Below are 22,553 nucleotides of genomic sequence, written 5' to 3'. Positions count from 1 at the left end.
CGCGCCTCCAGTGCGGGACGAGCCAGCCCCGTACGCGCCCGAGCGCACGTCGCCGACCGGTCACGAAGCGTCGCTCTGGCGGGTGGAGAACGACGTTTCCTGACCGCTCGGCGGAGGTGAGCGGGGAGTCGTGACCGGTCGGCGGGCCGCCGAGCACCAGCCCGCCCGCCGGCCCGGCCCGCGCACGCGGAAGGGCCCCCGCACGCGAAGCGTACGAGGGCCCGTGCCGAGCAGGTCCGGACTAGAAGTCCATGCCACCTGTGGGGTCGCCGGCCGGCATGGCCGGGTTCTTCTCCGGCTTGTCGGCCACGACGGCCTCGGTCGTGAGGAACAGACCGGCGATCGACGCGGCGTTCTGCAGCGCCGAGCGCGTGACCTTGGCGGGGTCGATGATGCCCGCGGCGATCAGGTCGACGTACTCACCGGTCGCGGCGTTGAGGCCCCAACCGGACTCGAGCTCGCGGACCCGAGCAGCGACGACACCCGGCTCGAGACCGGCGTTGAGCGCGATCTGCTTGAGCGGTGCGTCGATGGCGACGCGGACGATGTTCGCGCCGGTCGCCTCGTCGCCCTCGAGCGAGAGACCGTCGAGCGCGACCTTGCCGGCCTGGATGAGGGCGACGCCACCACCGGCGACGATGCCCTCTTCGACGGCAGCCTTCGCGTTGCGGACGGCGTCCTCGATGCGGTGCTTGCGCTCCTTGAGCTCGACCTCGGTCGCGGCACCCGCCTTGATGACGGCGACGCCACCGGCGAGCTTCGCGAGGCGCTCCTGGAGCTTCTCGCGGTCGTAGTCGGAGTCGGTCGCCTCGATCTCGGAGCGGATCTGACGGACGCGGCCGGCGATCTGCTCAGCGTCGCCGGCACCCTCGACGATGGTCGTCTCGTCCTTGGTGATGACGACCTTGCGGGCACGACCGAGGAGGTCGAGCGTCGCGTTCTCGAGCTTGAGGCCGACCTCTTCCGAGATGACCTGGCCACCGGTGAGGATCGCGATGTCCTGCAGCATGGCCTTGCGACGGTCGCCGAAGCCCGGGGCCTTGACGGCGACGGACTTGAAGATGCCGCGGATCTTGTTCACGACGAGCGTGGCCAGGGCCTCGCCGTCGACGTCCTCGGCGATGATCAGGAGCTGCTTGCCCGCCTGGATCACCTTGTCGACGACCGGCAGGAGGTCCTTGATGTTCGAGATCTTCGAGTTGACGATCAGGACGTACGCGTCTTCGAAGACGGCTTCCTGACGCTCGGGATCGGTCACGAAGTACTGCGACAGGTAGCCCTTGTCGAAGCGCATGCCCTCGGTCAGCTCGAGCTCGGTGCCGAAGGTGTTCGACTCCTCGACGGTGACGACACCTTCCTTGCCGACCTTGTCGATGGCCTCGGCGATGAGCGCGCCGATGGTCGGGTCAGCGGCCGAGATCGACGCGGTGGCGGCGATCTGGTCCTTGGTCTCGATCTCCTTGGCGTCGGCGAGCAGCTGCTCGGAGACGGCCGCGACGGCCTTCTCGATGCCGCGCTTCAGGGAGATGGGGTCGGCGCCGGCTGCGACGTTGCGCAGGCCTTCACGGACGAGCGCCTGGGCGAGCACCGTTGCGGTGGTCGTGCCGTCACCGGCGACGTCGTCGGTCTTCTTGGCGACCTCCTTGACGAGCTCCGCACCGATCTTCTCGTACGGGTCGTCGAGCTCGATCTCCTTGGCGATGGAGACACCGTCGTTCGTGATCGTGGGGGCGCCCCACTTCTTCTCGAGGACGACGTTGCGGCCGCGCGGGCCGAGCGTCACCTTCACGGCGTCGGCCAGCTGGTTGAGGCCGCGCTCGAGGCCGCGTCGGGCCTCTTCGTTGAAAGCAATGATCTTTGCCATGTGAGTTCTTCGTCCCTCCCGGACGTCGTCATCGGGGTCGTTCTGGCACTCAGTGTGACCGAGTGCCAAGCCCGATTCTGGCACTCGCCACCCGAGAGTGCAACACAGTCGGGAGGCTCGCCCCGCTTCCCCAGGTCGGCCCACGATCCGAGCGCCCCGCCGGACACGACGGCTGCGCCGACACGACGAACGCGTCGCCCCCGGAGGGACGACGCGTTCGTGAGCGGTTCTGCGACTCAGGCGGGGCGGACCGACTCGGCCTGCGGGCCCTTCGACCCGGTCCCGACGTCGAACGTCACCGCCTGGCCCTCCTCGAGGACCTTGTAGCCGTTCATGTCGATGGCCGAGTAGTGCACGAACACGTCCTGGCCCCCTCCATCCACGGTGATGAAGCCGAAGCCCTTCTCGGCGTTGAACCACTTCACGGTTCCGTTGGCCATGTTCCTTGCTCCCTGCGGTACTGCTGGTGCGAACGACGGCGCCATCGCAAATGGCATCCGTCGGGTCCGAGGCCGTGTCGCCTCTCCCGATCACGCGGCACCGCCTCTGAAGTGAGGACATGTCGCGATCACGGGGTGACCACTGGTGACTCTGACCGAGTGTCACGATTTCGGCAAGGGGTGTGACACCTATTTCACGCGGCGAGCCACGATCCGCAACCTGCCGGAAACACAGGACCCCGGAACAGCGGGCTCAGCCGGTGAAGTCAGCGCCGAGGACGACCGAGACGTCGGCGTTCGGGAAGGCCGACGACTGCTGCACCGCGGAGGTCCCGAGCGACTTCGCGATGCCCTGGGCGACCGCTGCCTGTGACGCCTGCTGGTAGTAGACGATGGTCTGCGTCGACCCGGTGGTACCGGCGTCGCCCGTGGACGTCACCTTCCACCCGGCGCCGGTGAGCTTCGACGAGGCGTTCGCGGCGAGCCCCGTCGTCGAGGTCCCGTTCAGCACGACGAGGGTGGTCGACCCCTGGTCGGTCGGGGACCCACCCGCCGCCGGTGCCGCGGTGGAGGCCTGGTCCGACGGCTCCGAACCGGCCGACGCACCGCTGGTCGGGGTCGAGCTCGCCGAGGAGGACGGTGCCGACGAGGCCCCACCGCTGCCCTCGGTGAACTGCACGCTGCCGTTGGCGAGCGCGAGCACGAGCACACCGGCGCCGACCAGGACACCCGTCGCGAGTGCTGCCCAGGCGAACACGACCCACCCGCCACCCCGACGGGCGGCACCGCGGTGCGCGCCGACGCGTGGGCCGTCGGTGACGTCGTCGAACCGGTCTCGCGGGAATCTCGTCATCGTTCCTCTTCACGTCCTTCGTGGTCGGCCGGGGGCGCGACGAAACTGCGGGCGGCACGGGCACTGGTCCGGGCCCGGCGGAGACGCTGCAGCCGGGTCACCAGCTGCGGGTCGTACGCCAGGGCCGCCGGCGAGTCGATCACCCGGTTCAGCACCTGGTAGTACCGCGTCGGCGACATGTCGAACTCGACGCGGATCTCCGCTTCCTTCGTCCGGTCGTGCCGTGCCCGCTCGTGCTCGAACGCGAGCACGTGCTTGGCGAGCTCGGTGAGCTCGTCGGTGGGGAGGGCGGTCACACTGGTTCCGATCGCGGGCGGGTTGCAGGTCTCGCACATCGTAGGGGCGCTCGGCAGGTCGACCCTGACACGGCGCTGGACTGTCGCGGAACCCGCTCAGCCCAGCGCGCGGCCGAACCACCGGACCCGGGTGCCGAACGCGTCGGACACGGCGAGCGCCCGGCCGTCGAGGGACAGCGTCGCGAACGCGTCCGGATCGGCGGCCTCGACGTCCGCCGGCAGCGTCGCGGCGACCCCGGCGAGGATCCCGGTGCGCTCGAGCGCCACCCACCGGACACGCCGCTCGCGCAGGCGGTCGACCAATCGCTGCCGTCCGGCACCCGGCACGTAGACCAGGGTGCCGGTGGTCAGCACGACCGGCTCGCAGTCGTCGGGCAGCGCGTCGAGGGCCCGGTCCAGGTCCTCCGGCACGCGGCCGCGGATCCGGACGGGAGGCGCCACCAGCGTCGCCCGCAACGCCTCCGCCATCAGGGCGGTCCGGTCCGTCGCCTCGGGTGGGACGGCCTCGACTAGGCGCTCGAGCGCTCCCGGTGCCGCGGGATCGATCGGCTCGGGGTCGAGGGCCACCCGCGCGCCGATCCGGATCGGGGACGCTGCCGGCTCCGGAGGCGTCCCGGTGACGTCGGCGACCAGGTGCACGGCGGGACCCGCGACCGCGGTGTGCACCCGGACGAGCGACCCCGGTGCCCCGGCCGGACCGTCGGGCTGCCGGTGGTCGAGCGTCACCCGGTCCGGGATCGAGCAGAGCCCGGCGGCCGCACCGACGTCGAGCAGCCCGATCGGCCGGTCCGACGCGGCGGAGAGTGCCGCGAGCACCGGCACGACGGGGGCGAGCCGGCGCGGGTCGTTGGCCTGCACCGTGGCGGTGGTGAGGGCCGCGACCAGGGCGGGGCGGGCCTCCCGTCCGAGGGTGCGGAGCGACGCGACGTCCGTCGGGTCGGCGCCGAGTCGTCGGGCGACCGCGAACAGGAGCTCGGGCTGCCGCTGGGTGGCGGGGAGCTCGTCGAGGAGCGCGACCAGGTCGTCGTCGACGGAGCGGGCCCAGGCCGCGTAGGCGGGTGAGACGGGCGCGATCCGGTCGGCGTAGGTGCGGTAGCGCTGGCGGGTGTCCATCAGGACGCCGGGCGGTACATGCCGACGTGGGTGATGCCGGCCTCGTCGTAGGGGGCGCCGAAGCGGACGAAGCCGTGGCGTTCGTAGAGCGCGGCGACGTACTGCTGGGCGTGCAGGACGAACGCCTCGTGTCCGTGTTCGGCGAGCACGGCGGCCACGAGTCGGCCGGCGACGCCCTGTCCGCGGTGGTCCGGGTGCGTGGCGACCCGGCCGATGACCCGGGTCGGCGCGGCGCTGTCGGCGGGGTGTGGTTCGTCGGCGGCCGGCCGGACCAGGCGGAGGTAGCCGACGGCGGGGGTGTCGGCGTCGCCGGACCACCAGTGCTCGGTGTCGGGGTCCCGGTCACGGCCGTCGTAGTCCTCGGCCGTGACGCGCTGTTCGAGGGCGAACACCCGGTTCCGCAGCCGGACGATGTCGTACAGTTCGTCGGTCGTCAGGTGTTCCCAGCGGGCACGGTGGACGGAATGACCGGACATCCCGCGGAGTTTAGTCCAGCGACGCACGATGACCGGTCGACACCCGTCCCGGTCGGAACCAGGAGGTACGCACATGGCATACAACGTCGACAAGTCCGACGCCCAGTGGCGCGAGGAACTCTCGCCGGACCAGTACGCCGTGCTCCGCCAGGCCGGCACGGAGCGCCCGTGGACCGGTGAACTCCTCGACGAGGAGCGCGCCGGCGTCTACACGTGTGCGGCGTGCGGCGCGGAGCTGTTCAAGAGCGGTACGAAGTTCGACTCCGGCTGCGGCTGGCCGTCGTTCTACGAGTCGGTCGACCCGGCGGCGGTTCAGCTCATCGAGGACAAGTCCCTCGGCATGGCCCGCACCGAGGTCCGCTGCGCGAACTGCGGCGGCCACCTCGGCCACGTGTTCCCGGACGGCTTCGGGACGCCCACGGGCGACCGCTACTGCATGAACTCGATCTCGCTCAACTTCTCGGCCGAGAAGTAGGGGTCGCTGACGGCGCTCGGGCTGCGGCCCGGGCGCCGTCGTCGTGTCCCGGCCGGTACGATGGTCGGGTCAGCCGGCATGGCGCAATTGGTAGCGCACCGTACTTGTAATACGGGGGTTGCGGGTTCAAGTCCCGCTGCCGGCCCTCTGCACCATCGTCAGCGCCGGACCGTCAGGCCGCCGTCCTGCGTCCGGACGATCTCGCCGTCGGGGATCCACGCCACGACGCCGTCGAGCTTGACCCGGTCGAACGACGCCCGTTCGTGCGCGAGCAGCTCCTGCACCTCTGCCGGCAGCGGGAACCGCCGGTCGTGCCCGACGACGATGGCGACGAACGGCGCGTCGACGACGTCGCGGACACCGCGGTCGCCGACGTACTGGTCGTAGTCGCTCGGCGTGATCGCACCGAAGTACACCTTCCCCTGCCGGACACCCTCGTGGCGGAGCAGCGGCAGCAGCCGGGCGACGCCGGTCGCCCGTGACTCCCAGATCGTCGACGCCGTGGACAGGCTGCCGAGCACGGCCACCCCGACGAGGACCACCGCGACGGCGCTCGTCAGCCACCAGGGTCGGAGCTGCACGAGACGCCCGATGCCGACGGCCGCGAGCAGCACGATGAACGGCATCCAGGCGGCGTAGTAGGTCGGCAGTGCGATCTCGGCCACGACCGAGTAGAACACCACGAGCAGCAGCAGCGGCGCGACCAGGAACACCACGAACCGGTCCGGTCGGACGACGAACGCCAGCAGCACCCCGACGGCGAGCACCACGACGACGGGGGTGCCGACGCCGTGGAGCAGGAACCACCAGTTCGCCCACCAGGGAGCGAACTGGTACGTGTGGCCGGCGAGCGAGACGAGGTGACCGCTCTCGTTCTGCCCCTCCTGGAACGTCAGCATGTACAGCACGGCCGAGCGCATCCCCATCGGGGCGTACAGCGCCACGACGGCGACGACGAACGTCGCTCCCCACACCACCGCCGCGACGAGCAGTGCACGCCAGCGCCCGAAGAGGACCGGGGCGAGCACGAACACCGGCAACAGCACGAGCGTGGAGACCTTCGACGTCACCGAGGCCGCCATCAGGACCGCGGACAGCGGGACCCACCACCAGCGATCGGTGCGGATCCACATCCAGATGGCGAACAGGGCGGTGATCGCGAAGAAGACCATCACGGGATCGAGCAGTGCGACTCGGTCGAGCCGCTCACCCGCTCCACCGCGGGGTGTCAGCGTCCAGAGCGTGGCGGCGGCGAAGCCCGACCAGAAGCCGACCTCGGCCCGGAGCCAGACGAACATGACCGCGGCGCCGAGCACCACGAGCGACGCGACGAGCACGCGGGGCGCCAGGGCTCCTGGTCCGCCGATCAGCTGCGCGAGCCCGAACAGGTACTTCGCGGTCGGCGGGTGCTCGCGGTTCTGGTCGAACTGCCCGTGCACGTACGCGAGTCCCGCCTTGACGTACGTCGCCTCGTCACCGCCGATGTTGGCGGAGCCGATGCGCCAGAAGCACTGGTAGGCGGCAGCGACGGCGAGCAGGACCAACGCGGTGATCCTGACCCCCGCGCGGTCGAGCATCCCAGGGGCACGGCGACTCGGCACCTGCGAGATCCTACGCAACGGCTGAACAGGACGGAGCCACGCGGCCGGGCTCGGCGCGACACCGCGCTGCCCGGAGAGGGCGGAGCCCCGAGCGGGGGGGCTCGGGGCTCCGGCGCAGGAACACGGATCAGGGGTGCTCCGGGGCGCTCGGCTCGGTAACCAGCCGGCCGTGCACCGATCCTGACACCGGCACGACTGCCGGGTCCACGCCCCCGGACAACATCAGCGGTTTCCCGCATCATCCGGCGCCACCGGTGCGTCGCGGTGGTTCAGCGACCGCCGGTGGTCTTCCGCTCGCGCTGTGCCACCCCGGCGGTGCCGTACGGGTAGTCGTCGACCCGCGGTGCGCTGGCGTCGGTGAGCGCGGTGAGTTCGGCGTCCGCGAGCATCAGGTCCGCGGCGCCGAGGTTGTCCTGCAGCTGCTCGACGGTCCGGGCACCGAGGATGACGCTCGTCACGGCCGGGCGGGCGAGCAACCAGGCGAGGGACACCTGGGAGCGCGAGGCCCCGTGTTCCTCGGCGACGCTCGACACCGCGTCGAGCACCTGCCAGGTGCGCTCGTCCGCGTTGCGGGCCTCCCACGCCTCCATGCCGCGCGTCGGGTCCTCGCCGAGACGGGTCGAGCCGGTCGGGGCCTCGTCGCGCTGGTACTTGCCGGACAGCCAGCCTCCGGCGAGCGGCGACCACGGCAGCAGGCCGATGCCGGCGTCGAGGCAGGCGGGCACGACCTCGTGCTCGATGTCACGGACGAGCAGGTTGTACTGCGGCTGCAGGGTGACGGGCGGTGCCCAGCCGTGCGCCTTCGCCTCGTACACGGCCTTGGTCACCTGGTAGCCGAGGTAGTTCGAGAACCCGTACGAGCCGATCTTGCCGGCCGAGACGGCGTCGTCGAGGAAGCGCAGGGTCTCCTCGATCGGGGTCAGGGCGTCCCACGCGTGCATCTGGTAGAGGTCGATGTGGTCGACGCCGAGCCGCTCGAGCGAGGCGTCGAGCGCGACGCGGAGGTGCCGGCGCGACAGCCCGAGGTCGTTCGGTCCGTCGCCCTGCGGGAAGCGGCCCTTGGTGGCGAGGACGACCTGCTGGGCCTCGGTCGGGTGGGCCTGGAGCCAGCGGCCGATGATCCGCTCGGACTCGTTCGCCGAGTACACGTCGGCGGTGTCGATGAAGGTGCCGCCGCCGGCCACGAAGGCTTCGATGATGGCGTGGGAGGTGGGTTCGTCGGCTTCGCTGCCGAACGTCATGGTGCCGAGGGTCAGCGAAGACACCACTGTCCCGCTGTTGCCGAGGAGTCTGTAGTCCATGGCGCGGAGGCTACGCCGCGCGTCCTCCGCGGCGGGAGGGCCCACGAGTACCCGTCAGCGGTCGCCGGACAGGCCGTCCCCCAGGAACGCGATCGCCGCCTCCCGGAAGTGCCGCGACGTCGGCGCATTGAAGTGGTTCCGCCCCGGGATCTCGACGAACGTGGCGTGCGACGCCGTCTCGGCGAGCCGCAGTGCGCTGTCCTTGATGCCGTCCTCGCTGCCCGCGGCGAGCAGCAGCGGCTGCGTGGGCGCGTTCTCCGGCGTCGGTTCGATGCTGTCCCGCATCCCCTCGACCATGGCGACGAGCGCGCCGAGGTCGTTGCCCTCGACGCCGGCCGCCATCGTCAGGTAGCCGTTGGTGACGCGGTCCTCGACGGGCGTGCCGTCGGTGATGTACGCCCGCGCCTGGTCGACGCGGACGCGCCGCATCGGGTCGGCGTCCGGGATGCCGCCCAGGACGGCCCGCGAGATCCGGTCGGTCATCCGCTCGGCGGTGTGCCACCCGACGCGAGCGCCGAGCGAGTACCCGACGAACGCGACGTCGTCGAGCAGGTACGTGTCGATGACGGCGGTGACGTCGTCGACGAGCAGGTCCATCGAGTAGCTGTGCGGTGCGTGCGGCTTCCCGCTGGCACCGTGGCCGCGCTGGTCGAACGCGATGACCCGGCGTCCGGCGCGGACCAGGTCGCGGGTCCAGCCGGAGGCGTGCCAGTTGAGCAGCGCTCCGGAGGCGAACCCGTGCACGGCGAGGACCGCGGGTGCGTCCGGGTCGCCGAAGTCGTAGGTGGCGAGCGGCAGGCCGTCCGGGGACATGACCACCCGGGGGCGGGGTGCTTCGGGGACGAGAGACATGGCCTGCCCAGGGTACCGGGGGCACAGTGGCTCGCATGGACGGTTACAGCGGCGATCAGATCCGAGCGGCGGAACGCGGGCACCTGGACGCGGGCGAGCCGCTGATGCAGCGGGCCGCGGACGGGTTGGCGACGGTCGTCGGGGAGCTGCTCGACGACCCGGCGGTCCGTCCCGGCGACGGCCCGGGGTCGGTGCTGGTCCTCGCCGGCAGCGGCGACAACGGCGGGGACGCCCTGTTCGCGGGTGCGCGGTTGGCGTCGGCCGGGAGGCACGTCACGGTCCTGCGCGTCGGCTCACGTGTCCACGAGGCGGGCCTGGCAGCGGCCCGCGGGGCCGGGGCGCGCCTCCTGGACGACCCGGTGGTCGACGGCTCGGCCGGTCCGGCGGCGGGTGCGGCGGACATCCTGCACGTGGCGACGCCGCCGGTCGGTGAGCGACTGGCGCGGATCGGCCGGGAGGCCGCCCTCGAGGCGGACCTGGTGCTCGACGGGATCCTCGGGATCGGTGGTGGCGGACCGCTGCGGTCGCCGGCGCGGGCGGTCGTGGCCGGTCTCCGCGAGCTGGCGCGGGAGCAGCGTGCACCGTTCGTGGTGGCCGTCGACGTGCCGAGCGGCATCGACGTCGACACCGGCGGTATCGCCGACGACCACGTGCTGCACGCCGACGTCACCGTGACGTTCGGCGGGGTGAAGGCCGGGCTGCTCCGCGGGCCCGCGGCGACGCTCGCAGGACGGATCGAACTCGTCGACGTCGGGATCGGTGCGGACCTGGCGGCGGTGGAGCCGCTGGTCCGCACCTGACCCGCCGGCGTCGCCACGGGCCGGTTCCGGGCGTGGTCGGCCGCCGGTCCGTAGGTTCGGGGCATGACGTTCAACGACGACACCCGGCTGCAGGGCGGCAAGGTCAAGCGCCGCGGGCGCACCACGGCCATCGGCGGCGGCGCGGTCGGCGTCACCGCGATCGTGGTGTTCCTCATCGCGCAGTTCACCGGCGTCGACCTGGGCGGACTCGTCGGTGGCGGCGGAGGCCTCACCCCGATCCAGCAGGGCGGCGCCGAGGCGACCCCGATCGCCGAGTGCCGGACCGGTCGCGACGCCAACGCCGACGTCGAGTGCCGGATGGAGGGCGCAGCCGAGTCACTCGACGCCTACTGGAGCGCCGAGTCGCGGGAGCTCGGGACGGCCTACTCGACGCCCGACTTCTTCCTGTTCGACGGGTCCACCGACACCGGGTGCGGCACCGCGTCGGCGGCGACCGGGCCGTTCTACTGCCCGCCGGACCGCGCGGTCTTCCTGGACACCGCGTTCTACGACGACCTGCAATCGACCTACGGGTCCTCGGGCGGGCCGCTCGCGCAGATGTACGTCGTCGCGCACGAGTGGGGCCACCACGTGCAGCAGCTGCAGGGCACCTTCGCGGCCACCGACCGGAGCGGCACCGGCGCCGCGTCCGGCAGCGTCCGCGTCGAGCTGCAGGCGGACTGCTACGCGGGCGCGTGGGTCGGCGATGCGGCCACGACGAAGGCGGCGGACGGCTCCACGTTCTTCGAGCCGGTGACGCGTGCCCAGGTCGCCGACGCCCTGTCCGCGGCGAGCGCCGTCGGTGACGACAGCATCCAGGAGAAGGCGACCGGCCAGGTCGACCCGGACTCCTTCACGCACGGGTCCAGCGCCCAGCGGCAGCGGTGGTTCGAGCGCGGGTACGAGCGTGGGGCGACGAGCTGCGACACGCTGAGCGTCCCCGCCTCGTCGCTCTAGGGCAGACGGCCGGTCGGCCCGAGTCCGCCGGCCAGCCCGAGTCCGCCGGTCAGTTCGCGGTGGCCGACGGCGTCGGGGTCCCGGACGACGACCTGCTCGGGGTCGGGGTCGGGGTGGGTGTCGGCGTGGCGTCGGTGTCGTCCGCCGACGAGACCACGAACGTGCGGAACTCGTCGTTCGTCGACGCGGTCGTGTACTGGTACTGCTGGCCGTTGACGAGCACCAGCGGGGTGCCCGGGAACGTCGTCAGGTCCGAGCCGGGGATGTCCCCGCCGGTCACCGCGGTGGTGCGCTCGTCGACCCACTTGCCGTAGCGCTGGTCGTCGATGCAGGACTCGATCGTGGAACCGTGCCGGACTCCCGGGACGCTCGTGATGAGCGAGGCGAGCTGCTCGTCGGTCAGGCCGGGCGTGCCCTCTTCCGGCTGCTTCGCGAACAGGGCCTTGTTCACGGCGAAGAACGAGTCCGGCGACTCCTGGGCGACGCAGGCTGCCGCGTTCGCCGCACGGAGCGAGTACTTCGTGCCCTGCGAGCGGTTCGACAGGATCGCGATGGGGTGGATGTCGAGCGTGGCGGCACCGGAGTCGACCAGGCCCTCGATGTACTCGCTGTTGGTCGACTCGAACGCGCCGCAGATCGGGCAGAGGTAGTCGACGTACAGGGTGATCCGCACGGGGTCGGCCGAGTCGGTCGCGCTCGGGGACGGCGCGGTCGACGCAGCGGCCGGGTCGACGGCCTTCAGTCCGGTGCTGATCGTGATGCCGCCCTGCGCCATCGTGTCGGGGCCGGGTCCGGCCGGACGCGAGGAGTTCACGAGCACGAGCGTCACGATCGTGGCGGCGGCGACGAGAACCACGCCGAGGCCGATCTGCAGTCCGAGCCGGGCACCACGCTGGCGACGCTTCTGCTGGGCACGGGTGCGCTGGGCTCGCTCGCGGGCGGCGGCGCGACGCGCGTTGCGCTGGGCGCGGGCGTCACCTTCAGGGCGGTTGGTCATCGTGCGGCTGTCCTCCTGGTCGGTGTCCGCTCGGCCTCCCCCCGGTCGGCGGACGGACCCGCCGATTGTAGTGGCGGCCGATGGGAACCAGCCAACCAGCAGGGAACGTCCCGGGTACCGGCAGCTGTGCACTGGCGCCGGTCGGAGAACTCGTGTTGTATGAGCAGCGACGGTCGATGGCGACCGTCCGCCGGCCCTCGCGGGTCGTCGCTTCACTACGGATCGTCCGGCACGTACCTGCCGGTGGAGAGGACCGAACGCTCATGGCGTCCGTCACCTATGACAAGGCAACCCGTCTGTACCCCGGAGGCAACCGCCCCGCGGTGGACTCCCTCGACCTGGACGTCGCCGACGGCGAGTTCCTCGTCCTCGTCGGCCCCTCGGGCTGTGGCAAGTCCACGTCCCTGCGCATGCTGGCCGGCCTCGAAGAGGTCAACTCCGGCGCGATCCGCATCGGCGACCGCGACGTCACCGACGTCCCGCCGAAGGACCGCGACATCGCGATGGTGTTCCAGAACTACGCGCTGTACCCGCACATGACCGTCGCCGAGAACATGGGCTTCGCGCTCAAGATCGCCGGCGTCGGCAAGGAAGAGCGCGCCACCCGCGTGCAGGAAGCCGCCAAGCTCCTCGATCTCGAGCAGTACCTCGGCCGCAAGCCGAAGGCGCTCTCCGGTGGTCAGCGTCAGCGCGTCGCGATGGGCCGCGCGATCGTCCGTCAGCCGCAGGTGTTCCTCATGGACGAGCCGCTGTCGAACCTCGACGCCAAGCTCCGCGTCCAGACCCGTACCCAGATCGCGTCGCTGCAGCGTCGTCTCGGCGTCACGACCGTCTACGTCACGCACGACCAGACCGAGGCGCTGACCATGGGTGACCGCATCGCGGTGCTCAAGGACGGCATCCTGCAGCAGGTCGGCACCCCCCGCGACCTGTACGAGAAGCCGAACAACGTGTTCGTCGCCGGCTTCATCGGCTCGCCCGCGATGAACCTGCTCCCGGCCTCCGTGGTCGAGGGCGGCATCACCTTCGGCACGCTGAACCACCCGGTCGACCGCGACACGCTGTCGAACGCCCGCTCGGCCCAGGTCACGGTCGGCGTCCGCCCCGAGGACATCATCGTGTCGAACTCGGGCGAGGGCCTGCCGGTCACGGTCGACGTCGTCGAAGAGCTCGGCGCCGACGGCTACCTCTACGGCCACGCCGACGTGAACGGTACCCGTACCGACATCGTCACCCGCGTGGACGGCCGCAACCACCCGTCGATCGGCGACACCGTCGTCGTGAGCCCGAAGCAGGGCCACGTGCACATGTTCGACTCGGAGTCGGGCGAGCGCCTCGACGACAAGGCCGTCATCAGCGCGTAACGCTGGAAGTCACTCACAGGAGGCGCGGTGCCAGCTGGCACCGCGCCTCCCGTCCGTTCTCGTCCCAGTACCCAGAGGAACCCGCCGTGCCCGACTCCATGACCATCACCGCAGCCACCGTCGATCCCGGCCTGCTCGACCTGCCGTGGGACCTGCCGCTCGACGCCTGGCCCGAGGAGACGATCGTCGCGCTGCCGAAGGGCATCTCCCGCCACCTGGTTCGCTTCGTGCACCTCAGCGGGTACGTCGTCGCGGTGAAGGAGACCAGCGCCGAGCTGGCCCGGTCGGAGTACGACATGCTGCGGACCCTGCAGCGGATGGACGTGCCGTGCGTCGACCCGGTCGCGGTGATCACCAACCGCGTCGGCCGCGAGGGCGAGGAACTCCAGCCCGTGCTGGTCACCCGCCACCTGCGCTTCTCACTCCCCTACCGCGCGCTGTACTCGCAGACGCTGCGCCCGGACACCGCGACCCGGCTCGTGGACGCCCTCGCGCTCCTGCTCGTCCGACTGCACGTCATCGGTTTCTACTGGGGTGACGTGTCGCTGTCGAACACGCTGTTCCGGCGTGACGCGGGCTCGTTCGCGGCCTACCTGGTCGACGCCGAGACCGGCAAGCTCTACCCGGGCGGGCTGTCGAACGGGCAGCGCGAGAACGACCTCGAGGTCGCCCGGGTGAACATCGCCGGCGAGCTCCTGGACCTCGAGGCCGGCGGACGCCTCGACGAGAACGCCGACCCCGTCGACGTCTCGAACCGGATCGTGGCGCAGTACCGGACCCTCTGGACGGAACTGACCGGCACGGAGCAGTTCGACGCAGCCGAGCGGTGGCGCATCAACGACCGGGTGGAGCGGCTCAACGCCCTCGGCTTCGACATCGAGGAACTGTCGATCCGCACGGCCGACGCCGGCTCGCAGGTCCGGATCCAGCCGAAGGTCGTCGACGCCGGCCACCACCAGCGCCGACTGCTGCGCCTGACCGGTCTCGACGCCGAGGAGAACCAGGCCCGACGACTGCTCAACGACCTGGACGCGTACCGGGCGCGCAACGGTCGCGAGGAGCTCGACGAGGAGATGGTCGCCCACGAGTGGGTCTCGCGGGTGTTCGAGCCCGTCGTCCGCGCGATCCCCCGCGACCTGCGCGGTCGACTCGAGCCGGCCGAGGTGTTCCACGAGCTGCTCGAGCACCGCTGGTTCATGTCCCAGCAAGAGGAACGCTCGGTCTCGCTGCCCGAGGCCACGACCGCGTACATCAACGACGTGCTGCGGCACCGCCGGGACGAGCGCACGCTCATCAACCCGCCGACGTCGTCGATCGCGCTGCCCCTCGACGACGAGGACGTCGACGACTGGCGCGCCTCGGTCTGAGGCGCGCGCTGCGGGCGGCGCTGCGCCGCGCGCTCCCACACTCCCGCGAGCGGTCACGACACCCCGCTCCCCCTCCGCCGAGCGGTCACCGATCGTCGGTCCAGACGCACCAGAACGACGAATCGTGACCGCTCGGCGGGAGGCCGACGGCACGTCCCGGAGGCGTACGGAGCGCGTCGGGCGCGACCCGGGCCTCCCGGCCGCGCCGTGCGCTCCCGCCGAGCGGTCACGACACCCCGCTCCCCTCTCCGCCGAGCGGTCACCAATCGTCGGTCCGGACACGCCAGAACGACGAATTGTGACCGCTCAGCACGAGGCCGACGGCGAGTCCCGGAGGCGTGCGGAGCGCGTCGGGCGCGACCCGGGCCTCCCGGCCGCGCCGTGCGCTCCCCGCGAGCGGCCACGACACCCCGCTCCCCCTCCGCCGAGTGGTCACCGATCGTCGGTCTGGACACGCCAGAACGACGATTGGTGACCGCTCGGCGGGGGGCCAGCGGGCGTGGCGCAGCGCAGCCGCGGAGTCGGGCAGACGGACTGGAGGCCCGGTGCCGGTCTCGTGGACCGGCACCGGGCCTCCCGGGTGTCGTCTGGTGCGCGCTACGCCGAGCGACGGCGGCGAGCGACCTCCCACAGGGTGACGCTCGCGGCGATGCCCGCGTTGAGGGACTCCGTCGCACTGGAGATCGGGATCGACACGATCGCGTCGCACGTCTCGGTGACCAGGCGCGACAGGCCCTTGCCCTCGGACCCGACGACGATCACGATCGGCCGGTCGGCGAGTGCCAGGGCGTCGAGCTCGACGTGGCCGTCCCCGTCGAGTCCGAGCACGAACAGGCCCATCGACTTCAGCGACTTGAGGGTCTGCGTCAGGTTCGGGGCCATCGCGACGGGCGTGCGGGCGGCGGCACCGGCGGAGGTCTTCCACGCCGACGCGGTCACGCCGACCGACCGACGCTGCGGCACGATGACGCCGTGGCCGCCGAACGCTGCCGTCGAACGGATGATCGCACCGAGGTTGCGCGGGTCCGTGATGCCGTCGAGGGCCACCAGCAGCGGCACCTGGTCGCGGGAGAACGCCCGCTCGACCAGGTCCTCGGACACGGCGTACTCGTACGCCGGGACCTTGAGCGCGACGCCCTGGTGCACGCTGTCGTGCCCCGTGATGCGGTCGAGCTCCGGACGCATGATCTCCATGATCGGCACGCCGCGGTGGTTGGCGAGCGTCAGGATCTCCTTGACGCGGTCGTCCACCTCGATGCGGGCGGCGACGTAGAGCGTCGTCGACGGCGTCTTCGTGCGGAGCGCCTCGAGCACGGAGTTGCGCCCGGTGACGAGCTCGCTGTCGTCGGTCTTGCGTGCCGGCGGACGACCGCCGGTGCGGGTCTGTGGCGCCGAGGCACTGCTGCCACCGCGACGGGTGCGAGCCGCTTCGAAGCGTTCCTTCGCGGCCTTGCGCTTGCCGGCCGGGTGGTACGGGCGGTCCTCGGCCTTCGGGGTCGGCTTGCGACCCTCGAGCGCCTGGGCACCCTGGCCGCCGGAGCCGACCTGCTTGTTGCCCTTGCGGCCGGCACGGACAGCGCCCGGACGACCCTTCTTGCTCCCCGAGACGTTCTTCATGCAGTTCTCCTGTTCGGCACTGCCGTGTTCAGGCGATGCTCCAGCGTGTTCCGGACGGTGTGTCCTCGATCGTGATGCCCGCGCCTGCGAGATCGTCCCGGACGCGGTCGGCCGTGGCGAAGTCCCGAGCGGCCCTGGCGTCGGCGCGCTCCTGTACGAGGCGTTCGACGAGGGCGGCGAGCGGTGCTGCGGACGTGTCGTGCGCCCCACCCGACCAGTGCGGTGCACGCGGGTCGATGCCGAGCACCTCGACCATGGCAGCCACCTGATGGTACGCGACACCGAGCGCTTCCGCATCGTCGACGTCGAGTGCGGCGTTGCCGGAGCGGACGGTCTCGTGCAGCACCGCCAGCGCCTGGGGCACCGCGAGGTCGTCGTCCATCGCGTCGGCGAAGCCCTGCGGCACCGCCGGAGCGTCGGGCAGGCGGACCCCGTCGAGGCGTTCGGCAGCCCGGGCGAGGAACCCCTCGATGCGGTCGAGTGCGGCTTCGGCCTCGGCCAGGGACCCGTCGTGGTGGTCGATCGTCGACCGGTAGTGGGCGGCGCCGAGGAAGTAGCGGACCACGACCGGTCGTGCAGCGGCGAGGAAGTCCGCGGCGAAGATCGAGTTGCCGAGCGACTTCGACATCTTCTGACCGCCGACGGAGACGAGTCCGTTGTGCAGCCAGTACGAGGCGAAGGCGTCCCCGGCAGCGGTCGACTGCGCGAGTTCGTTCTCGTGGTGCGGGAAGCGCAGGTCCAGCCCGCCGCCGTGGATGTCGAACGCCGGCCCGAGGTAACGCCGGGACATCGCGGAGCACTCGATGTGCCACCCGGGGCGTCCCGCACCCCACGGCGAGTCCCAGCTGGCGGTGGTCGGCTCCCCGGGCTTGCTGCCCTTCCAGAGCGCGAAGTCGCGGGCGTCCCGCTTGCCACGGGGATCGGCGTCGGTGGCGTCCACCATGTCGTCGCGGCGTTGCCGGGTGAGGGCGCCGTACTCGGGCCAGCTCGCGGTGTCGAAGTAGACGTCCCCGCTGCCGTCCGCTGCCGGGTAGGCGTGCCCGCGCTCGATCAGCCGGGCGATGATGTCCTGCATCTGCGGGATGCTCGCGGTCGCCCGGGGCTCGTACGTGGGGGGCAGGATGCCGAGTGCCGTGTACGCGGCCGTGAACTCGAGCTCGACGCGGTACGCCCGTGCCCACCAGGGCTCGTCGGTGCCGGCGGCCAGGTCGAGGACCTTGTCGTCGATGTCCGTGACGTTCCGGACCAGGGTGACGCGGTACCCGCGGTGGTGCAGCCAGCGACGCCAGATGTCGTAGACCAGCGCCGACCGGAGGTGCCCGATGTGCGGCGACGACTGCACCGTCGGACCGCAGACGTAGATGCTGACCTGTCCGTCGACCAGGGGCACGAGGTCGACGACGTCGGCGGCGCGGGAGTCGTACAGGCGAACGGTCACGGGTCAAGCCTAGAGGGAGTCCCCCGCGGTGACACGGGCCGGCGGGGACCTGTGGAGGACCGCCGGACGACCTGTGGACGACCGCCGGGCAACCTCAGCGGGACCGGACGACCGCCGTCGCGATCGCCGTGAGTCCCTCGCCCCGTCCGGTGAACCCGAGGCCGTCGGTCGTCGTGCCGGAGACCGCGACGGGAGCGCCGACCGCCGCCGCCAGGGCGTCCTGCATCTCGTCGCGACGGGCGCCGATGCGCGGGCGGTTGCCGATCACCTGCACTGTGACCCGGACGGGCTCGAGACCGGCGTCCCGCAGGAGCTCGACGGCACCGCGCACGAAGACGTCGCCAGCAGCTCCGGCGAAGCGCGGGTCCGCCGTACCGAAGCGTCCGCCGATGTCGCCGAGGCCGCCGGCCGAGAGCAGGGCGTCGCAGACCGCGTGGGCGACGGCGTCCCCGTCGCTGTGGCCCGACAGCCCGGGCTCGCCGGGGAAGTCGAGCGTCCCCACACGGCAGGGCACGGCCGGGTCGAACGCGTGCACGTCGACGCCGAGCCCGACGCGCAGGTCGGCCCGGGGATCGGCTCGGGTGTCGAGCGGGCGGGTACCGGCTCGTTCCGCGACGACGGCCTCGGCACGACCGAGGTCCCACCGCGTGGTGATCTTGAACGCGTCGGCGTCACCCGGCACGGTGCGGACGACACCGCCCGCCGCCTGGAACACCCCGGCGTCGTCGGTCTCGGCCTGCTCTGCCACCGCGTACGCCTGTCGGAGTGCGGCGAGCGGGAAGCCCTGGGGCGTCTGGACCCCGACGAGTGCGGAACGGTCGACGGTCTCGACGACGACGTCACCGGCGACGCGCTTGACGGTGTCGGTCACGGGGAGCGCGGGCACCACGCCGACACCACGCACGCGCGACACGGCAGCGGCAGCGGCAGCAGCAGCAGCAGCAGCAGCACCGTCACCCGGTCCGGCAGCCAGCGCCTCGGCGACCGCGACGAAGACCCGCTCGAACTGCGACGCCGGCGTCAGACACCGCGCTGCGTCGTGCACCAGCACGGTCGCGACGGAGTCCGGCAGCACGGCCAGGCCGGCCTGGACCGACGCATGGCGATCCGCGCCTCCCGGCACGACCGTGACGTACTCCGCAGCCGCACCGGCGACGTCCAGGACGAGCGCACGGCACTCGTCCATCCGGTCCGCCGGCGCGACGACGACCACGAGGGTCGGCTCGGCGAGCGTCAGGACCGTGCGCAGCGCGCGGACCAGCATGCGTTCCCCGGCGACCGGGACGAACGCCTTCGCCGTGCCGATGCCGAGCCGCGTGCCGGACCCGGCCGCAACGACGACGACCGCACGGGCTGCCAGAGCTGGGCTCTGCGCCGGTGCGGTCGTCGTGTCGTTCGTGGTGCGCAAGCGGGCGTCAGGACGCGAGGACCTCGTCGAGGACGGTCGATGCCTTGTCCTCGTCGGTCTTCTCGGCCAGGGCCAGCTCGGAGATGAGGATCTGGCGCGCCTTGGCCAGCATCCGCTTCTCACCCGCGGAGAGGCCGCGGTCCTGATCGCGACGCCAGAGGTCGCGGACGACCTCGGACACCTTGATGACGTCACCCGAAGCCAGCTTCTCGAGGTTCGCCTTGTAGCGGCGCGACCAGTTGGTGGGCTCCTCGGTGAACGGAGCCCGGAGGACCTCGAACACCTTGTCGAGCCCTTCCTTGCCGATCACGTCGCGGACGCCGACCAGGTCGACGTTGTCCGCCGGGACCTCGATCGTCAGGTCACCCTGCGTGACCCGAAGCTTCAGGTAGACCTTTTCCTCGCCCTTGATGACGCGAGTCTTGACTTCAGAGATGGTTGCCGCCCCGTGATGGGGGTAGACGACGGTCTCGCCGACCTCGAATTGCATGTATCAGGCTCCGTTCCCAGACCTCCAGTTTACCACAAGGGGCGTTCGGGTAAGGGGGCCGGGGCCCCGCGCTGACGTCCGGCCCCACCGGGGCCTGGGTAGGATGAGGACCAGGGCCGCATGGTCCGTCATCGTGAACTTCCGGAGGAACCTCTTGCGAGCTCGGGTACTCGTGTCCGTCGCCGTCGCTGCGACCATCGCCCTCGGTGCGACCGGCTGCGAATTCTTGTCGCCGTCCCGCACCCAGGAGATCCGTCAGATCACCGACGGCGTCGATGTGTCCACCGGCACGATCGACGTCCGGAACGCCCTGCTCATCTCCGACAGCGGCGAGGACGCCCGGTTCGTCGGCACGCTGGTGAACACCGGCAACGACGAGCGCACCGTCACGCTCGAGGTGGACGGCGTCGACCAGACCGTGGTGGTCCCGGCGAACGACACGACCGTCCTGGCGGACGACGGCAAGCACGACACGGTCGACTTCGACGGTGTCAGCGCGAAGCCCGGCTCGCTCGTGAAGATGTACTTCTCCTACGACGGTGCCGAGGGCGCCTCGGCCACGGTGCCGGTCCTCACCAGCGCGCAGGAGCAGTACGAGACGCTCGCGCCGACCCCCACCCCGACGTCCACGCCGACCACGCCGTCGAACGTCGGCACCGAGCCGACCGGCGACGCCACGGCTCCGGGCACGCAGAGCGGCTCGCAGTCGGACTCCTCCCAGGGCGACAACGGCACGAACTGACCGCAGGGCGCCGCACGGCGTGCCAGCGACAGTGCACCAGCGACAGCGCACCAGCGACTGACGGGAGGCCCGGGGCCGGTTCCGATGAACCAGCCCCGGGCCTCCCGTCTGTCCGTTGCGGCGTCGCCGCCGGGGACGCCCCCGCGGCGGCGACGCCCCGCGGCGCCTCGCGGCGTCGGCTACGCCTCGATGCGGTACCCGAGCCCGCGCACGGTGACCAGGATCTCCGGCGTGCTCGGCACCCGCTCGATCTTCGAGCGGATGCGCTTGATGTGCACGTCCAGCGTCTTGGTGTCCCCGAAGTAGTCGGAGCCCCAGACCCGGTCGATGAGCTGCCCGCGGGTGAGCACGCGGCCGGCGTTGCGGAGCAGCAGCTCGAGGAGCTCGAACTCCTTGAGCGGCATCGGCGTCTCGGACCCGTCGACGCTCACGGTGTGGCGTTCGACGTCCATCCGGATCCCGCCGACCTGCAGGATGCCCATGTCGCCCGGGTCGTCCTCGGTGCGGCGGCGGAGCACCGCACGGATGCGGGCGAGGAGTTCGCGCGTCGAGTACGGCTTCGTCACGTAGTCGTCGGCGCCGAGCTCGAGCCCGACGACGATGTCCACCTCGGAGTCCTTCGCGGTGAGCATGATGATCGGCACGTTCGACCGGGTGCGGATCTGCCGGCAGACCTCGGTGCCGGACAGTCCCGGCAGCATGAGGTCGAGCAGGACGAGGTCCGGGTTCTCGGAGTCGAACTTCGACAGCGCGGTGACGCCGTCGGCAGCGACGGCGGTCTCGTACCCCTCTCGCTGCAGCAGGAACTCCAGGGGCTCGCTCAGGGCCGGCTCGTCATCGACGATGAGGATCTTGGTCACGATGGCTGCTCTTCCATTTGCTCTTCGAGTGCTGCGGTCAGTTCGGGGTCGGCTTCGGGGATGCGGATCGTGAAGGTCGAGCCCTTGCCGGGCTGCGACCAGACGCGGACGTCACCGCCGTGGTTGCTGATGATGTGCTTGACGATCGCCAGCCCCAGTCCGGTGCCGCCGGTGGCGCGGGAGCGTGCGGGGTCGACGCGGTAGAACCGTTCGAACACGCGGTCCAGGTCGGCCTCGGGGATGCCGACGCCCTGGTCGGTGACCGCGATCTCGACGAAGCCCTTCACGGCGCGCACCCCGACTCCGACGCGAGTGTTGTCCGGCGAGTACTTCACGGCGTTCGCGATGAGGTTCGACACCGCGACCTGGAGCAGGCCCGGGTCACCGATCACACGGCGCTTCGACTTCTTCGCGCGGATGAGCTCGATGCCGCGGGCCCGGGCGACGACCTCGTTGCCGTCGATCGCCGCCTGGACGACCTTGTCGATCGAGGTCTCCTCGGTGGCGTCGAGCGCGTCGACGGACTGCAGGCGGGACAGCTCGATGATGTCCTTGGTCAGCGCGCCGAGCCGCTCGGACTCGGTGACGAGCTGCGCGGCGAACTTCCGGACGTGCGCCGGGTCGTCGGCAGCGATGACGAGGGTCTCCGACAGCAGGCCGATCGCGCCGATCGGGGTCTTCAGTTCGTGCGAGATGTTGGCGACGAAGTCACGACGGACCTCGTCGATGCGGCGGCTCTCGGTCAGGTCGTCGGCGGTGACGAGCACGTACCGGTTGCCGAGCTGCGCGGCCCGGAAGCTCAGGTAGCCGATGACCTCGTTCCGCCCACCACGCGGGAGTTCGAGGTCCTCCGACCCCATCTCGCCGCTGCGTCGGACCCGGTCCACGAGGGCGGCGAGTTCGTCGTGCACGAGCTTCCGGCGCACGACCAGGCCGACCGCCAGCGCCTGGGGCGACGCCGCGACGACCGTGTTCGAGGGGTCGACCACCACGGCCGGGTTGTGCATGGTGGCGATCACGGCGGCGACCCCGTCGGGCAGGCTCCGCTCCGCCACGTCGGCTGCACGTGCCGTGCGCTCGGCGGTGATGATCAGCACCACGACGCCCGCGCCGAACACACCGCCGAGGAGCATCGACAGTGGCACGAGCCACGCGTTGTCCATGCCGCCAGTGTAGGAGTGGTCACATGCGGTTCGGACGCCGTTCACCCCTGGAAGCAGGCCGGATCGCGAACCGTTCAGC

The 22,553-nt window shown here is 71.4% G+C and carries 22 protein-coding genes and 1 tRNA gene; 7 read left to right on the top strand and 16 right to left on the bottom strand.

The features are described 5' to 3' along the window. Positions 1 to 241: 241 nt before the first annotated feature. The 6 genes from groL to JOD51_RS02395 form a co-directional block, all read right to left on the bottom strand. Positions 242 to 1,864, bottom strand: a complete 1,623-nt coding sequence (gene groL, locus JOD51_RS02420) for a chaperonin GroEL (protein ID WP_111073788.1) — start codon at positions 1,862 to 1,864, stop codon at positions 242 to 244. Positions 1,865 to 2,100: 236 nt separating this feature from the next. Next, positions 2,101 to 2,304 carry a cold-shock protein gene (locus JOD51_RS02415; protein WP_056120541.1) on the bottom strand — a complete coding sequence of 68 codons (204 nt, stop codon included), beginning with the start codon at positions 2,302 to 2,304 and terminating at the stop codon, positions 2,101 to 2,103. Between the two features lie 253 nt (positions 2,305 to 2,557). Next, positions 2,558 to 3,157: a LytR C-terminal domain-containing protein gene (locus JOD51_RS02410; RefSeq protein ID WP_204606883.1), complete on the bottom strand. Its 600-nt coding sequence runs from the start codon at positions 3,155 to 3,157 to the stop codon at positions 2,558 to 2,560. Then, the gene (locus tag JOD51_RS02405; RefSeq protein WP_258366198.1) at positions 3,154 to 3,453 is read right to left on the bottom strand and encodes a DUF3263 domain-containing protein; all 300 of its coding nucleotides are present in this window, start codon (positions 3,451 to 3,453) and stop codon (positions 3,154 to 3,156) included. Before JOD51_RS02405 ends, JOD51_RS02410 begins: the two co-directional genes overlap by 4 nt. A gap of 96 nt (positions 3,454 to 3,549) precedes the next feature. Continuing rightward, positions 3,550 to 4,566, bottom strand: a complete 1,017-nt coding sequence (locus JOD51_RS02400) for a DUF2332 family protein (RefSeq protein ID WP_204606882.1) — start codon at positions 4,564 to 4,566, stop codon at positions 3,550 to 3,552. Then, entirely contained in the window at positions 4,566 to 5,042 is a 477-nt protein-coding gene (locus tag JOD51_RS02395; protein ID WP_204606881.1) for a GNAT family N-acetyltransferase, read from the bottom strand. Before JOD51_RS02395 ends, JOD51_RS02400 begins: the two co-directional genes overlap by 1 nt. Before the next feature lie 73 nt (positions 5,043 to 5,115). Between JOD51_RS02395 and msrB the strand changes: the two genes are divergently transcribed. Together msrB and JOD51_RS02385 are read left to right on the top strand one after the other, a co-directional pair. After that, positions 5,116 to 5,517 (top strand): peptide-methionine (R)-S-oxide reductase MsrB, encoded by a 402-nt coding sequence (gene msrB, locus JOD51_RS02390; protein ID WP_204606880.1) that lies wholly within the window; start codon positions 5,116 to 5,118, stop codon positions 5,515 to 5,517. Positions 5,518 to 5,589: 72 nt separating this feature from the next. Further along, a tRNA-Thr gene (locus JOD51_RS02385) sits at positions 5,590 to 5,662 on the top strand. A gap of 13 nt (positions 5,663 to 5,675) precedes the next feature. On the opposite strand, the gene JOD51_RS02380 is transcribed toward JOD51_RS02385, so the two are convergent. From JOD51_RS02380 to JOD51_RS02370, 3 genes are all read right to left on the bottom strand, one after another. Further along, positions 5,676 to 7,118 (bottom strand): ArnT family glycosyltransferase, encoded by a 1,443-nt coding sequence (locus JOD51_RS02380; protein ID WP_204606879.1) that lies wholly within the window; start codon positions 7,116 to 7,118, stop codon positions 5,676 to 5,678. Positions 7,119 to 7,387: 269 nt separating this feature from the next. Continuing rightward, positions 7,388 to 8,419, bottom strand: a complete 1,032-nt coding sequence (locus JOD51_RS02375; RefSeq protein WP_204606878.1) for an aldo/keto reductase — start codon at positions 8,417 to 8,419, stop codon at positions 7,388 to 7,390. A gap of 54 nt (positions 8,420 to 8,473) precedes the next feature. Further along, a complete protein-coding gene (locus tag JOD51_RS02370) occupies positions 8,474 to 9,271 on the bottom strand; it encodes an alpha/beta fold hydrolase (protein WP_204606877.1) in 798 nt (265 codons plus the stop codon). A 35-nt stretch (positions 9,272 to 9,306) separates the two neighbouring features. On the opposite strand from JOD51_RS02370, the gene JOD51_RS02365 reads away from it, so the two are divergent. Together JOD51_RS02365 and ypfJ are read left to right on the top strand one after the other, a co-directional pair. Then, complete coding sequence (locus JOD51_RS02365; RefSeq protein WP_204606876.1) at positions 9,307 to 10,071, top strand: NAD(P)H-hydrate epimerase; 765 nt, start codon at positions 9,307 to 9,309, stop codon at positions 10,069 to 10,071. 63 nt (positions 10,072 to 10,134) lie between these two features. Next, positions 10,135 to 11,028 carry a KPN_02809 family neutral zinc metallopeptidase gene (ypfJ, locus tag JOD51_RS02360; RefSeq protein WP_204606875.1) on the top strand — a complete coding sequence of 298 codons (894 nt, stop codon included), beginning with the start codon at positions 10,135 to 10,137 and terminating at the stop codon, positions 11,026 to 11,028. Between the two features lie 49 nt (positions 11,029 to 11,077). On the opposite strand, the gene JOD51_RS02355 is transcribed toward ypfJ, so the two are convergent. Then, positions 11,078 to 12,025, bottom strand: coding sequence for a DsbA family protein (locus JOD51_RS02355; RefSeq protein WP_204606874.1), 948 nt, complete (start codon positions 12,023 to 12,025; stop codon positions 11,078 to 11,080). 263 nt (positions 12,026 to 12,288) lie between these two features. Here JOD51_RS02355 and JOD51_RS02350 point away from each other — a divergent pair, with 263 nt between their 5' ends. Together JOD51_RS02350 and JOD51_RS02345 are read left to right on the top strand one after the other, a co-directional pair. Beyond that, complete coding sequence (locus JOD51_RS02350; RefSeq protein WP_204606873.1) at positions 12,289 to 13,389, top strand: ABC transporter ATP-binding protein; 1,101 nt, start codon at positions 12,289 to 12,291, stop codon at positions 13,387 to 13,389. An 86-nt stretch (positions 13,390 to 13,475) separates the two neighbouring features. Then, a complete protein-coding gene (locus JOD51_RS02345) occupies positions 13,476 to 14,756 on the top strand; it encodes a DUF4032 domain-containing protein (protein WP_204606872.1) in 1,281 nt (426 codons plus the stop codon). Positions 14,757 to 15,353: 597 nt separating this feature from the next. On the opposite strand, the gene rlmB is transcribed toward JOD51_RS02345, so the two are convergent. From rlmB to JOD51_RS02325, 4 genes are all read right to left on the bottom strand, one after another. Beyond that, positions 15,354 to 16,373: a 23S rRNA (guanosine(2251)-2'-O)-methyltransferase RlmB gene (gene rlmB / locus JOD51_RS02340; protein ID WP_204606871.1), complete on the bottom strand. Its 1,020-nt coding sequence runs from the start codon at positions 16,371 to 16,373 to the stop codon at positions 15,354 to 15,356. A gap of 28 nt (positions 16,374 to 16,401) precedes the next feature. Then, positions 16,402 to 17,811: a cysteine--tRNA ligase gene (cysS, locus tag JOD51_RS02335; protein ID WP_204606870.1), complete on the bottom strand. Its 1,410-nt coding sequence runs from the start codon at positions 17,809 to 17,811 to the stop codon at positions 16,402 to 16,404. 94 nt (positions 17,812 to 17,905) lie between these two features. After that, positions 17,906 to 19,171, bottom strand: coding sequence for a 2-C-methyl-D-erythritol 2,4-cyclodiphosphate synthase (ispF, locus tag JOD51_RS02330; protein WP_239540028.1), 1,266 nt, complete (start codon positions 19,169 to 19,171; stop codon positions 17,906 to 17,908). Between the two features lie 55 nt (positions 19,172 to 19,226). After that, complete coding sequence (locus tag JOD51_RS02325) at positions 19,227 to 19,709, bottom strand: CarD family transcriptional regulator (protein ID WP_017888066.1); 483 nt, start codon at positions 19,707 to 19,709, stop codon at positions 19,227 to 19,229. Between the two features lie 172 nt (positions 19,710 to 19,881). Here JOD51_RS02325 and JOD51_RS02320 point away from each other — a divergent pair, with 172 nt between their 5' ends. Continuing rightward, positions 19,882 to 20,451, top strand: coding sequence for a DNA modification methylase (locus tag JOD51_RS02320; protein WP_204606868.1), 570 nt, complete (start codon positions 19,882 to 19,884; stop codon positions 20,449 to 20,451). 179 nt (positions 20,452 to 20,630) lie between these two features. Here the strand turns inward: JOD51_RS02320 and JOD51_RS02315 are convergent, their stop codons facing one another. Then, positions 20,631 to 21,311, bottom strand: a complete 681-nt coding sequence (locus JOD51_RS02315) for a response regulator (RefSeq protein WP_204606867.1) — start codon at positions 21,309 to 21,311, stop codon at positions 20,631 to 20,633. Beyond that, positions 21,308 to 22,474 (bottom strand): sensor histidine kinase, encoded by a 1,167-nt coding sequence (locus tag JOD51_RS02310; protein WP_204606866.1) that lies wholly within the window; start codon positions 22,472 to 22,474, stop codon positions 21,308 to 21,310. The genes JOD51_RS02315 and JOD51_RS02310 overlap by 4 nt, the downstream gene beginning before the upstream one ends. Positions 22,475 to 22,553 lie beyond the last annotated feature (79 nt).

Origin of the sequence: Curtobacterium herbarum (assembly GCF_016907335.1) — a bacterium.
Classification (GTDB): domain Bacteria; phylum Actinomycetota; class Actinomycetes; order Actinomycetales; family Microbacteriaceae; genus Curtobacterium; species Curtobacterium herbarum.
Note: the sequence above shows the minus strand (reverse complement) of the source record. Positions and strands in the feature narration are given on the sequence as shown.